General features: G+C 60.2%; 9 protein-coding genes. 4 read left to right on the top strand and 5 right to left on the bottom strand.

The genetic code is table 11. The annotated features are described in order from the left end of the window. The first annotated feature begins 25 nt into the window (after positions 1–25). The gene (locus FME68_RS12120) at positions 26–1,174 is read left to right on the top strand and encodes a bifunctional 2-methylcitrate synthase/citrate synthase (RefSeq protein ID WP_158397707.1); all 1,149 of its coding nucleotides are present in this window, start codon (positions 26–28) and stop codon (positions 1,172–1,174) included. Between the two features lie 187 nt (positions 1,175–1,361). Further along, a complete protein-coding gene (locus FME68_RS12125; protein WP_328287848.1) occupies positions 1,362–4,793 on the top strand; it encodes a pyruvate carboxylase in 3,432 nt (1,143 codons plus the stop codon). A gap of 501 nt (positions 4,794–5,294) precedes the next feature. Here FME68_RS12125 and FME68_RS12130 read toward each other — a convergent pair. From FME68_RS12130 to FME68_RS12140, 3 genes are all read right to left on the bottom strand, one after another. Further along, positions 5,295–5,852 carry a GNAT family N-acetyltransferase gene (locus FME68_RS12130; protein ID WP_158397708.1) on the bottom strand — a complete coding sequence of 186 codons (558 nt, stop codon included), beginning with the start codon at positions 5,850–5,852 and terminating at the stop codon, positions 5,295–5,297. 261 nt (positions 5,853–6,113) lie between these two features. Further along, on the bottom strand, positions 6,114–7,886 hold the full coding sequence (locus FME68_RS12135; protein ID WP_328287849.1) for an ATP-binding protein: 1,773 nt from the start codon (positions 7,884–7,886) through the stop codon (positions 6,114–6,116). A 141-nt stretch (positions 7,887–8,027) separates the two neighbouring features. Then, positions 8,028–8,888 (bottom strand): sulfurtransferase, encoded by an 861-nt coding sequence (locus FME68_RS12140; RefSeq protein WP_046648352.1) that lies wholly within the window; start codon positions 8,886–8,888, stop codon positions 8,028–8,030. A 289-nt stretch (positions 8,889–9,177) separates the two neighbouring features. On the opposite strand from FME68_RS12140, the gene FME68_RS12145 reads away from it, so the two are divergent. Then, positions 9,178–10,236 (top strand): Cj0069 family protein, encoded by a 1,059-nt coding sequence (locus tag FME68_RS12145; protein ID WP_049154356.1) that lies wholly within the window; start codon positions 9,178–9,180, stop codon positions 10,234–10,236. Positions 10,237–10,444: 208 nt separating this feature from the next. Beyond that, positions 10,445–11,746: a DUF4282 domain-containing protein gene (locus FME68_RS12150; protein WP_158397711.1), complete on the top strand. Its 1,302-nt coding sequence runs from the start codon at positions 10,445–10,447 to the stop codon at positions 11,744–11,746. Positions 11,747–11,996: 250 nt separating this feature from the next. On the opposite strand, the gene FME68_RS12155 is transcribed toward FME68_RS12150, so the two are convergent. Then, positions 11,997–12,413 carry a DUF3151 domain-containing protein gene (locus FME68_RS12155; protein WP_070511468.1) on the bottom strand — a complete coding sequence of 139 codons (417 nt, stop codon included), beginning with the start codon at positions 12,411–12,413 and terminating at the stop codon, positions 11,997–11,999. A 130-nt stretch (positions 12,414–12,543) separates the two neighbouring features. Continuing rightward, entirely contained in the window at positions 12,544–13,818 is a 1,275-nt protein-coding gene (locus FME68_RS12160) for an MFS transporter (RefSeq protein ID WP_070702110.1), read from the bottom strand. Positions 13,819–13,899 lie beyond the last annotated feature (81 nt).

The following is a 13,899-nucleotide window of genomic DNA, read 5'->3' on the forward strand; positions in this document are numbered from 1 at the left end:
ACCCCTATAAAAGGAGAAAAACACCATGTCTGAAACCCCAGAGATCCGCAAGGGCCTGTACGGCGTTGTCGTCGACGAGACCGCCGTGTCCAAGGTTGTCCCGGAGACCAACTCCCTGACCTACCGTGGCTACCCGGTGCAGGAGCTGGCCCGCTACTGCTCCTTCGAGGAGGTTGCTTACCTGCTGTGGAACGGCGAGCTGCCGACCCAGGATGAGCTGGTCCGCTTCTCCGCTCGTGAGAAGGCGCTGCGCCACCTGGACCGCCACCTCATCGACCTGATCACCTCCATGCCGAAGTCCTGCCACCCGATGGACGTTCTGCGTACCGCGGTCTCCTTCATCGGTTCCCAGGACCCGGAGGAGTACACCAAGGATTCCGAGCACATTCGCCGCACCGCCCTGGAGCTCATGGCGAAGCTGCCGACCATCGTCGCGCTCGACATCCGCCGTCGCCGCGGTGAGGGCTACATCGAGCCTTCCCGCAAGAAGGGCTTTGCGGAAAACTTCCTGTGGATGGTCTTCGGTGAGGAGGAAGGCTCGCCGGCCCTCTCGCGCTCCGATATCGAGGCCTTTGATAAGTCCCTCATCCTCTACGCGGAGCACTCTTTCAATGCTTCCACCTTCGCGGCCCGCGTGGTGACCTCGACGATGTCCGATACCTACTCCGCTGTTACCGCCGCCATCGGCGCCCTCAAGGGCCCGCTGCACGGTGGCGCTAACGAGGCCGTGATGAAGAACTTCCTCGAGGTCGGTGACCCGGCCAAGGTGGAGGAGTGGACCCTGAACAAGCTCAAGAACAAGGAGCTCGTCATGGGCTTCGGCCACCGCGTCTACAAGAACGGTGACTCCCGTGTGCCGACCATGGAGGCCGCCTTCCGCGAGCTGGCCAAGGACCACGGCCAGGAGCAGTGGGTGGAGATGTACGAGAACATGGCAAAGACCATGTACGAGAACACCTCCATTAAGATTCAGCCGAACCTGGACTTCCCGGCTGGTCCCGCGTACCACATCCTGGGCTTCGACATCGAGTTCTTCACCCCGATCTTCGTGATGGCCCGCATCACCGGCTGGACCGCGCACATCGTGGAGCAGAACGAGAACAACTCCCTCATCCGCCCGCTGTCTGCCTACAACGGCAAGGAGCAGCGCTCCGTTCCGCCGAAGCAGATCTAAGAGAAGCGGAACTAATCAGAGCAAAACCAGCGCACGAAACTTTCTTCTTGTGCGCTGGTTTCTTCTTTGTCCGACTTATGTGCAGCGTGTGGATTTCTGTTGACCTATATGTCGATTCTCACCCGCGTTGTCGCCTCGGACACTATCCTTGTCTTCGTATTGTTCCTATCTGAAAGGATCACTCCTAGTGTCTGATACCGCCCACAAGTCCTTCTCTAAGATCTTGGTGGCCAACCGCGGTGAGATTGCCGTGCGTGCCTTCCGCGCCGCCTTTGAGGTCGGTTCCAAGACCGTTGCAATTTACCCCAAGGAAGACCGCAACTCCTTCCACCGCGCCTTCGCGGACGAGGCCGTGCGCATTGGTACTGAGGGGCAGCCGGTTAAGGCTTATCTCGATATCGACGAGGTTATTCGCGCCGCCAAGAAGTCCGGTGCGGACGCCATTTACCCGGGTTATGGCTTCCTTTCGGAGCGTGCCGACCTGGCCCGCGCGTGCCGTGACAACGGCATTAAATTCATCGGCCCCACCGCGGAGACCTTGGACCTGACCGGTGACAAGGCCGCCGCAGTGGCCGCAGCCGAGGAAGCAGGGCTGCCGACTCTGAAGGACTCGAAGCCCTCGACGGACGTCGACGAACTGGCGGAATACGCCAAGGACTTTGAGTTCCCCGTCTTCGTGAAGGCTGTGGCCGGCGGCGGTGGCCGCGGCATGCGCTTCATCGAGAACGAGGCGGAGCTGAAGACCAAGTGCGCGGAGGCATCGCGCGAGGCAGAGGCCGCCTTCGGTGACGGCCACGTCTACCTTGAGACCGCGGTCATTCGCCCGCAGCACATCGAGGTGCAGATTCTGGCTGACTCCCAGGGCAACGTCATGCACCTGTACGAGCGCGATTGCTCCGTGCAGCGCCGCCACCAGAAGGTCGTCGAGATCGCCCCGGCGCCGACGCTGGACCCGGAGCTGCGTGACCGCATCTGCGCCGACGCCGTGAAGTTCTGCGAGCACATCAACTACGAAGGCGCCGGTACCGTCGAGTTCCTCGTCGATGAGAAGGGCAACCACGTCTTCATTGAGATGAACCCGCGCGTGCAGGTCGAGCACACCGTGACCGAGGAGGTCACGGGCGTGGACATCGTGAAGTCCCAGATGCAGATTGCCGCGGGCCTCTCCCTGGAGGAGCTGGGCCTCAAGCAGGAGGATATCCACATCACCGGCGCGGCGCTGCAGTGCCGTATCACCACTGAGGACCCCTCCAACGGCTTCCGCCCGGATACCGGCACGCTGACCCAGTACCGCTCGCCGGGCGGCGCGGGCGTGCGTCTTGACGGTGCAACGGCCGTCGGTGCGGAGATCTCGCCGAACTTCGACTCCCTGCTGGTGAAGATGACCTGCCGCGGTGTCAACTTTGAACAAGCCGTGGCCCGTGCGCAGCGCGCGCTCAACGAGTTCACCGTGGCCGGCGTGGCCACCAACATCGGTTTCTTGCGCGCTCTGCTGCGCGAGCCGGACTTCGTCAACACCCGCGTGGACACCAGCTTCATTCCGGAGCACCCGGATCTGCTCAAGGCCCCGCCGGCCGTGGACGAATCTGGCCGCATCATCGACTACATCGCTGACGTGACCGTCAACAAGCCGAATGGCGAGCGCCCGACCACCCTGCGCCCCTTCGATAAGCTGCCGGATCTGGACTTTAACTCCGAGCTGCCGCGCGGTTCCCGTGACGACTTGCTGGAGCTGGGCCCGAAGAAGTGGGCAGAAAAGATCCGCAAGCAGGACGCTCTGGCGGTCACCGATACCACTTTCCGCGATGCCCACCAGTCCCTGCTGGCCACCCGCGTGCGTGGTACCGCTCTGGTCACCGCGGCTGAAGCCGTAGCCCGCATGACCCCAGAGCTCTACTCCGTGGAGGCATGGGGCGGTGCCACCTACGACGTGGCCATGCGCTTCCTCAAGGAGGACCCGTGGGTCCGCCTGGACCTGCTGCGCGAGGCTATGCCAAACCAGAACATCCAGATGCTGCTGCGCGGCCGCAATACCGTGGGTTATTCGCCGTACTCCAACGATGTGTGCACCGGCTTCGTGCAGGAGGCTGCCAAGTCCGGCGTGGATGTCTTCCGCATCTTTGATGCGCTGAACGACGTCACCCAGATGCGCCCGGCTATCGACGCCGTCCTGGAGACCAACACCACCGTGGCCGAGGTTGCCATGGCCTACTCCGGCGACATGTGCTCCCCGGATGAGAAGCTCTACACGCTGGATTACTACCTCAAGCTGGCCGAAGAGATTGTCAACACCGGCGCCCACGTCCTGGCCATTAAGGACATGGCGGGCCTGCTGCGTCCGGAGTCCGCATCCAAGCTGGTCATGGCGCTGCGCAAGGAGTTCGACCTGCCGGTTCACGTGCACACGCACGATACCGCAGGCGGCCAGCTGGCCACCTACTACGCGGCAGCGCTCTCCGGCGCGGACATCGTCGACGGCGCCTCCGCACCGCTGGCGGGAACTACTTCTCAGCCTTCGCTGTCCGCCATCATCGCGGCGTTCTCCAACTCCTCGCGTGATACTGGTATCTCCCTCAAGGCAGTCTCTGACCTGGAGCCCTACTGGGAGGCAGTGCGCCAGCTCTACCAGCCGTTCGAGAAGGGCATTCCTGGTCCGACCGGCCGCGTCTACCGCCACGAGATTCCCGGTGGTCAGCTGTCCAACCTGCGCGCGCAGGCTACTGCGCTGGGCTTGGAGGACCGCTTCGAAATCATCGAGGACACCTACGCGGCAGTGAATGAGATGCTCGGCCGTCCGACCAAGGTGACCCCGTCCTCCAAGGTGGTCGGTGACCTTGCTCTGCACCTCGTGGGCGCTGGCGTGGACCCGGCTGACTTCGAGGCCAACCCCACCAAGTACGACATCCCGGATTCCGTCATTGCCTTCCTGCGCGGTGAGCTTGGTACGCCTCCGGGTGGCTGGCCGCCGCTGCGCGACAAGGTCCTGGAAGGCCGCGCGCCTGGCGACGTCGCCGTCAAGCCCGTCCCCGAAGAGGAGAAGAAGCACCTGAGTTCGGATGATTCCACCGAGCGCCGTGCCTCCCTCAACCGCTTGCTCTTCCCGAAGCAGTTCGAGGAGTTCAACGAGTTCCGCCGCACCTACGGCAATACCGAGGCGCTGACGGATACCGTCTTCTTCTACGGTCTGGAAGAGGGCAAGGACTACATTGTTCACCACTTCCCAGAGGGGTCCAACGACCGCGCGGATCTTAAGCCCATCACCTTGCGTCTTGACGCGATGGGTGAGCCGGACGAGAAGGGCATCCGTAACGTGGTGCTCAACGTCAACGGCCAGATCCGCCCGCTCAAGGTGCGCGACAACAACGTGGAGTCCACCGTTGCCACCGTGGAGAAGGCCGACCCATCCAACGATGGCCACGTGGCCGCGCCGTTTGCCGGCGTGGTGAACCCGACGGCCAAGCCGGGTGACGAGGTCAAGGCCGGCGACCAGATCGCCGTCATCGAGGCCATGAAGATGGAAGCCTCCATCTCCGCCACCAAGGATGGCACCATCGAGCGCGTCGCCATCGGCGCCGCCACCAAGGTTGAGGGCGGCGACCTCATCGCCGTTATCAACTAAAAGTTGACTTAGGTCATGGATGGGTGAGCAGCGTCATTCTTGGCGCTGCTCACCGGTGGTTTTCGGCGGTGGGGTGGGATTTTTCCGCACTGCATTGGCCTAAGTCAGGAGGGTGTCTCGCAAAAGGCATCTGGTAGAAGGCATCTTTGGGTCTAAAAACGCCATCTGCCCTGAGTAAAAGGCGTTTTTAGCCGTGAAAACGCCTTTTGACTGATGCCTTTTGCCAGGCGCCTTTTGTCAGATGCCTCCAGCATCTCGATGGAGGCATGCAGACGTTGCGCGTTGTTAGGGGAGCGAAGAAGCTAGTCGCGTTTCGCGAAGATACGTGCAGCGTTCTACGGAAACGGTCGTTGTGACCCGACCTAGGTTATAGGCGGGTGAGCAACCTCGCTCTTGGCGCTGCCGTCGGCGCGCCGACGAAGGTGTCGAGTATAGTCGACACTTTTAGAAGAAACCGAGGAAGTGTCGAGTATAGTCGACACCCTTTGTCGGCTTGCGGTACTAGAAGCGCTTGAGCATCACGTGGGCATCCGGGCGGCCCGGGACGTCGATGTCGACGAAGCCCTCGGATTCATATAGCTTGCGGGCACCGCTGTTCTCCGGCTCAATCCACAGCGATACCGCAGGAGCCTCTTGGGCTTCGGCCAGGTCGCAGGTGTTGCGCAGGAGGCGTCGTCCAGCGCCGAGGCCCCTGTAGCGGGACTCCACAGCAATGAAGAGCTCGGGGATTTCCTCCGGATCTAGGTCGGTGGCCCACTGGGACTCATCAAAAGGATCTGCCTCGGGGTTGCCGGTGTAGGCAGCGCCCTTCGCTTCAGTGGTGTAATAGCGCAGCCACGCACCACCGACGGGAACGCGGTGGCTGGAGACTGCGATGACGCCGCCGTCGACGTGCGGGGACCATTCATCGACGTACATTCCCACGTCAGGTGTGTGGAAATCCCCGATATGGGCGTCCTCGTCACCGAGGACATCGGCGAGGAAAAGGAGACGGGAGAGGTAGGTACGGTCGTGCTCCTTGGCCAACCGTACGCCGAACTCGGAATCGTTAACGCTCATGCCTTTCGAGGCTACTTGATCTCTGAATTTAGCTACTCACAGAGTGGCTCGAGGGGGCGTGGGTGGCGCTATCCTGATGCGCCACTGCTGCATCCCCCCGGAGCGACAAGTCAGCACCCCGGTAAGTAGTACTCAGCAGGTCAGTGACCCAGAGCAGAGCTCCACCGGGGTATCACGTCATAGAGTAATTAACTGTGCTAATCGAGGCAAGGTTTCTAGCAGTTTTGTACTGCTCTCTGTCGGCAGGGAAGCGTTAGCGAACTACTTGATCTCCAGAATCGGCTCGCCCTTGTTGATCTGCGTGCCGGTGGATACCTTGAGGTCGGTCACGGTGCCGGACTTGTGGGCCTTGACGGGGTTCTCCATCTTCATGGCCTCGAGGACGACGACGACCTCGCCCTCTTCCACTTCCTGGCCTTCCTCGACGGCGACCTTGATGACGCTGCCCTGCATCGGTGCGGTCACGGTGTCACCGGACACGCTTGCCGACGCCCCCTTGCCACGACGCTTCTTCGACTTCTTGCGCTTGCTACCACCGCCCAAGAGCAGGTTGCCTGGCAAGGCCACCTCGATGCGGCGGCCGCCCACCTCGACGACGAACTTCTGGGCCGCCTCCTGCTCTTCGTCCTCGGCTGCTTCGGCGGGGTCGACGTATGCGGGGAGCTCGTTAACCCACTCTTCCTCGATCCACTTGGTGTAGACCGTGAAGTTGCCGTCCTCGGCGGTGAAGGCGGGATCGGTGAGGATGGCCTGGTGGAAGGGGATAACGGTGGGCAGGCCCTCGATGCGGTATTCGGCCAGGGCGCGGCGTGCGCGCGCGATGGCGGTGGCACGATCCGGACCCCAGACGATGAGCTTGGCCAGCATAGAGTCGAACTGGCCGCCGATAACGGAACCTTGGCGCACACCGGAATCCATGCGCACACCCGGACCGGAAGGCTCGGAGTAGGTGACGACGGTTCCAGGAGCCGGCATGAAGCCCGCGGCGGCGTCCTCGCCGTTGATGCGGAACTCGATGGCGTGGCCGCGCGGGGCGGGATCCTCGGAGATGGAGAGCTCACGCCCCTCAGCAATGCGGAACTGCTCACGCACCAGGTCGAAGCCGGTGGTCTCCTCGGTAACGGGGTGCTCCACCTGGAGGCGGGTGTTGACCTCGAGGAAGGAGATGAGTCCGTCAGAACCGACGAGGTATTCCACGGTGCCGGCACCGTAGTAGCCGGCCTCGCGGCAGATGCGCTTGGCCGACTCGTGGATGGAGGCGCGCTGCTCATCGGTAAGGAAGGGGGCAGGGGCCTCCTCGACGAGCTTCTGGAAGCGGCGCTGCAGGGAGCAGTCACGGGTGCCCATGACGACGACGTTGCCGTGCTGGTCGGCGAGGACCTGGGCCTCGACGTGGCGGGCCTTATCCAGGTAGCGCTCGACGAAGCACTCTCCGCGGCCGAAAGCGGTAACGGCCTCGCGGGTGGCGGATTCGAAGAGGTCCTTGATCTCCTCGCGGGTGTGCGCGACCTTCATGCCGCGGCCACCGCCGCCGAAGGCGGCCTTGATGGCAACGGGGAGGCCGTGCTCATCGGCGAAGGCTTCGACTTCTTCTGCACTGGCGACGGGATCCTTGGTGCCCGGTGCCATAGGAGCATCAGCGCGCTCGGCGATGTGGCGGGCGGTGACCTTGTCACCCAGCTCCGCGATGGATTCCGGGGATGGGCCGATCCAGATCAGGCCGGCGTCGATGACGGCCTGAGCAAATTCGGCGTTCTCGGAGAGGAAGCCGTAGCCGGGGTGGATGGCGTCGGCGCCGGATTTGGAGGCGGCGTCGAGAATCTTGCTGAAGTCGAGGTATGACTCGGCGGAAGTCTGGCCGCCGAGTGCAAAGGCTTCGTCGGCAAGCGTGACGAATGGGGCATCGGCATCGGGCTCGGCGTAGACCGCTACGGATGCAATGTTGGCGTCGCGAGCCGCGCGGATAACGCGGACCGCAATCTCACCGCGGTTGGCCACGAGGACCTTGGTGATGTTCTTGGTTTCAACTGCCACGGCAGGAACCCTCCTCCATGATTTGTGATAGGACTGCGTACTATTCTTGCACACCAAAACATGAGGATACCTTCACATCTTGGTTTCGTGTCAAAAAATAAACCCGCACCAGCGCGGATGCGGGCTTATTTCGGCGTGTTGCTAGCGCTCAACGGGCATGCGAACCATGTTGCCCCATTCTGCCCACGAGCCGTCGTAGACACGGGGTGCCTCGAATCCGAGCAGGTACTTGAGGACGAACCAGGTGTGCGCAGCCTGGGCTCCGACGTGGGAGTAAAGGACGGTCTCCGTTGCTGGCTCGAGCTCACCGTAGTTGACCTTCAACTCGCTCAGCGCGCGGAAGCAGCCGTTCGGGTAAATTGCGCGGTCCCACTCGAGGTTGATGGCGCCGGGAATGTGGCCGTGGGTCATTGTGGTGCCGTAGGCGGACTCGCCGGCTCCAGCCTTGTGGGCGGCCTCGCCACAGAACTCCTCTGGGCTGCGGGTGTCAACCACCGTGGCGGAGGAGTCACGCAGCTCGTCGACGAAAATGCGCGAGGATTCCTCGCGGGAAACCTCCGGGTAGGAGGAAGCAGAAGGCTCGGGGACCATGAAGGAGGTGTCGCGTTCTTCGGACATCCAGGCGTCCCGTCCACCGTCGAGAAGCCGCACGTCCTCGTGGCCGTAGAGCTCGAAGACCCACAGCGCGAAAGCAGCCCACCAGTTGGATTTGTCGCCGTAGAGGACGACGGTGTCGTCGCGCTCAATACCCTTGGAGCGGAGGAGTGCGGTGAAATCCTCTGCGCTGATAATGTCCCTCGCTGTGCTGTCGAGCAGCTCAGTTTGGACGTTGATGCGGATCGCGGTGGGGATGTGGCCGATGTCGTAGAGGAGTGAGTCCTCATCAACCTCGATGACGTGGAGGCCGTTGATGCCCAGTCGCGCGGACAGCCACGGTGCGGACACGAGGCGCTCAGGGTGCGCGTATTCCTGGAAAGGGGGATTCGGGTCGAATTCGGCCACGGTCCACCTGCCTTTCTCGTTGAGGGGGAACGTTCGGTTCAACTCTAGCGTGCTGGGCGGACATGTGGTCACGGGGGAGGCGTATTTGTGGTGTTGGATACATTTCTTCTGCAGTTAGCGCTGCTGCACGTTCACTGGTTATAACAAGTGTGCAGGTCAGCGGCCAAAAAGTGCGGTACGCTTGCTTTTTGTACCTTTTCGGGGGTGCTTTTCTAGGTGAGCGCGAGGGGCCAACCTGGGTTATTTTAAGAAGTGACACTCACTAACCCCCTAGTGGAAGGGAATCACTGTGCACAAAGCAATCGTTGTCTTCGAGGTTGAGGGCGGATCCGATAAGCAGATCAACGGACACCGTAAGGACACCATGCCGATCGTCGACTGCATCAAGGATGCAGGTTGGCACGCCGAGGTCGTGTTCTACCGCCCTGAGTGGTCCGAGAAGCTCTTCGAGTATGTATCGGAGAACTTCGATGCCTACATCTCCCGTGTGAATCCGGGCAACATCCCGGGCGGTGAGAAGGGCTACTTCGATCTGCTCACCAAGCTGTCCGAGGCCGGACTGGTCGGCATGTCCACCCCGTACGAGATGATGGCCTATGGTGCCAAGGACGCCCTGGTCAAGCTCAATGACACGGACCTGGTTCCGGCTGACACCGCCGCTTACTACGACGTCGAGTCCTTCCACAAGACCTTCCCGACCTCGCTGTCCTACGGCGAGCGCGTGCTCAAGCAGAACCGTGGCTCCACCGGCTCCGGCATCTGGCGCGTGCGCCTTGCCGACGAGAAACTGGCCGAGTCCGTCGAGCCGGGCACCGCACTGCCGCTCGACACCAAGATCAAGTGCACCGAGGCTGTGGACAACCACACTGAGGAGCGTGAGCTCGGCGAGTTCATGGACTTCTGCGACCAGTACATCGTGGGTGACAACGGCATGCTCGTGGACATGCGGTTCATGCCGCGCATTGTTGAGGGCGAGATCCGTATTCTTCTCGTGGGCCCGGACCCGGTCTTCGTGGTGCACAAGAAGCCGGCTGAGGGCGGCGACGCCTTCTCCGCCACCCTGTTTTCCGGTGCCAAGTACACCTACCAGAAGCCGGAGGAGTGGCAGGAGCTGGTCGACATGTTCGCGGAGGTCCGCCCGGTCATCGCAGAGAAGCTGGGCGGTGACAACATCCCGCTGATCTGGACCGCGGACTTCATGCTGGCTGACGGCGAAAACGGCGAAGACACCTACGTCCTCGGTGAGATCAACTGCTCCTGCGTGGGCTTCACCTCTGAGCTGGACATGGGCATTCAGGAGAAGGTGGCCGCTGAAGCCATCAAGCGCGTGGAGGCCAAGCACGCCTAAGCGTATTGCTGTGCATTAGCCTTTGAGCACAAGCTTGTGATTGTTCCCCCGCCTGCGGCGGGGGAACTGTCGTTTTCTGGGGCGTGTTCCCCAAGCCGCGCTGCCGGTGAGCGAGATCTCAGGTACGTTCGGAGGGGTAAAAATTACGCCAGTGTAGTGCTGTAGCGCGCTGCGAATTTCGATGATTCTCCGAAAGGTCTAACGAAAAATGACGAACCCCAACCAGTTTGGTGAGAACGGCGATAACAGCGATAACCACGTCAACGGTTCCAACGGTGAGAACGCCGGGAACAACGGTTACGGCAGCTTCGGCGGTTACGATAACTCCCAGTCAGGCAACGATGACGCTGCGTCCGCGTGGGGTAGCCAGGCATCGAACTCCGGTTTCGGCTGGGGTGGCCAGGCAGGATACGGCGACTACTCCGAGGGCTCCGCCGACTCGTCTGGATTCGGTTATTCCGCTCCCCAGGGTGCGCAGCCGGATGCTGAGAATCGCGGCTTTGACGCGTCCGGTTCGGGCTTTAATGCGTCCTCCGATTCCGCCGCGGACTCGGCCTATGATTCAACGAAGAACAGCACGGAGTCGGGCACCGAGCACACTTCCAGCTCCTCTGTCCCTGCTTCCGAAACCTTCGGCGGGCAGGATTCCCAAGCCTCTCACGGTACCTTTGGCGCTTCCTACGGCTCGTACAATGCCGACAGCGACGCGGGTGCGGCGCAGAACTCCAGCGCCGAGCACAACGCTGGCACCGATCACAATGCTGGCGCTCACAATGCTGGCGCTGATCACGCTGCGGACTCCGTGAACTCGAACCAAAGCTATGGCGGCCAGAACTACGGTAATCAGGGCTACGACAACCAGGGTTATGGCAGCCAGGGATTTTCTAACCAGGGCTATGGCTACGGCACCCCGTCGGAGTCGCACCAAGACCATGGCTTTGGTCAGCAGTCGGGAGAGGGCTTTGGAACCACGGCTTCCCACTCAACCTCCGGCTTTGGTGGCTACCCCCAACAGAACCAAGGATTTGGGGCACAAGGCCAGCAAGGTTTCGGCGCCCAAGAACAGCAGGCTTTCGGCACGCAGGATCAGCAGGGCTTTGGTCAGCAGAACAACTCGCCCTTTGCCGCCTCCCCGCAGCAGGACTACCCACAGCAGAATTCACAGGGCGGCAGCCCCTCCAAGGGCGCTGGCTTCTTCAAGGCGTTGTTTGACTTCTCCTTCAATGACTTCGTCACCCTGAAGTTCTCCTCCTTCATCTACCTGCTGCTCGTCATCGTGGCAGGGGCAGCATGGGCGGGAATGATCCTCTTCTCCTTCTTTGCTTTCGCTGACAGCTTTCTCATCGGATTCTTGACGTTCCTTGGCGCTGTCATCGGTGGCGGAATCGCGTTCCTTTTCTACGTCATTCAGTTCCGCTTGATCTTGGAGTTCTTCGTGGCGAACATCCGCACCGCGCAGAACACCGGAGACCTTGTCTCTCAGGCGGATAGCGATAGCGATAAGGAATAGGTAGTCTCACGAGCTGCGCTTTTCGCAGACACGCTAATCCCGCGGCCTCAAATGTGAGGTCCGCGGGATTTTTACATGGAGGAGGGGCTGCCTGTCTGAGAATTCCGGTAGCCACCACAGTTGGTTTCAGTCATATGGTTCAGGTCAGATGGTTCATGTGCCCCCAAACAAACCATCTGTGGCCTCCTAGATGGTTTACTTGCCCCCAACTAAACCTTTTGAGTAGAACCAGGTGACTAGAACCATGTGCTTAATCCAGTAGCGTAGCGACGCACTCGGGGTCGGCATCGGAGAGCATCTGGCGGATGCGGTCATATTCTGCGTCCTCACCGATGGCCTTCGCAGCATGGCCCAGTGCGGCAATCGCGCGCAGTACGCCTTGGTTGGGCTCATGGGAGAAGGGGACTGGGCCCCAGCCCTTCCACCCATTGCCGCGCAGGCGGTCGAGGCTGCGGTGGTAGCCGGTGCGCGCATAGGCGTAGGCGGTGATGAATGCGGTGGGCTCAGCGCCCTTGTTCTTGTCTAGTTCTTGCTCCGCCAGCAGCGCCCAGAGCAGCGGGGAATCTGGGTGGGCGACAATTCCCGCGGTGAGATCAGCGGTGCTGTCAGCACCCGGATCGGCGGGCAGATTGATGGGTGGGGGAGCGAGCATGTCTTTCATTTCCATGCCGCCCCACTCTAGCCATGTGGCAGTGAGGCCACCAGAGGGGGCGAGCTTGGATACGACTAGTCGAGGCTAAGGCTGAGGTCCGACTGGCGCCGCGAAGGCTTTGAAGCGTTCGTATACGTCATAAGGGTTACTCGAGAACTGGGAGGGAATTGAACTCGGCTGCTTTAGGTAGTGCGCGTAAGACTGAACCCGCCACTATCAAGCAAGAGATAACCGAGCACATAACACATAGTGCCATGCTTGCCTGAAAACCAATTGCAGAAAGAAGAACGCCTGCGCTGGCGGAGGCGATAATTGGTAGTAATCCCATCATCAGGCGTGCTCCCGCCGAGCACTTACCTATCTTTTCAGGGGGTGCAGATAACGCAAGTAGTCCACCAGAGTACGAGTTACATGCGATCGAGGGAATGACGATGAAAAATGCTGCGATTGCGATCAGCAGCCAATAATGGGAAAACACGAGAAGAAATATGTACCACATTAATTCCCAGAGCATGGTTGCTCGGATTATGTTTCTTCCAGGTAATCGCTTGATGAGGTGGTCCTGAAAAAATCCTCCAACAATCATGCCTAGGGTAAACATGGTTGAAGTTAAGCCGATTATCCAGCCATCAACTTTAAGATAGGCCAACCATAGATCTATGGACGCGATGAGGAAAAAATTGGCAAAATTCGAGCATAAATCGATGCTGAAAATTGCCCGGAGCACCGGATATTTCCAAATCCAAGCCAAAGAATATTTGCTATCGGACCAGAACTCTGTAAATGAATACTTCTGGTCACTGATTGTTTCACCTAGGTTTGCATTGATGCTCCTTGAAGCATATACGGGACCAAGCCCTGACAGGGCTTGCGTTATAAAAGGAATAACCGGCGCCAGTCCGTAAAGGAGGCCTCCCAAGGGTAATCCCACCATCCAGATAATGTTGTCTCGAGTTTGGTTACGGCCTTGTGCTTGGACAAGTAGATTCTCTGGGATGATGAATCTCAGAATGGCATTGGTTAGCCCTCCGAAGGTGCCTGTAATCATCCCAGCAAATAAGCTGAAGAAGAATAAGGAGATGAAGGTGAATTTACCCAGGCAGAGGAGGAGGGAAAAGGAAGACCAGATAGCAATCTGACTCAGGCCGTAAAGGAGAAGCAGATTCTTCTTATCGAAGCGATCAATGATCATTCCGGCTGGGATGGTCATGATCAAGGAGCCAGCTGAGCTTGCTGCTCCGATGAGACCTGCTTGGCTTAGACTTCCAGTGAGGTGGAAGCTCGCAAGTGAAACAGGGATGGCAATGAGGGATGAACCCAAAGCGCTTGTTGTGTCGGCGAAGAACCACCGTAAGTAATCGGGATGACTCTTGCGTACAATAGTCCAAAAATTTCCACCAGTAGTATTGTGATCTTGCATCGGTTCTCTCTATGTTTTGACAACCGCGACTGGAAACTCATGCGCGCAGCATGAACCCAGCGTCGGATTTTCGAGGTAGAC

Origin of the sequence: Corynebacterium hiratae (genome assembly GCF_009708045.1) — a bacterium.
Lineage (GTDB): Bacteria > Actinomycetota > Actinomycetes > Mycobacteriales > Mycobacteriaceae > Corynebacterium > Corynebacterium hiratae.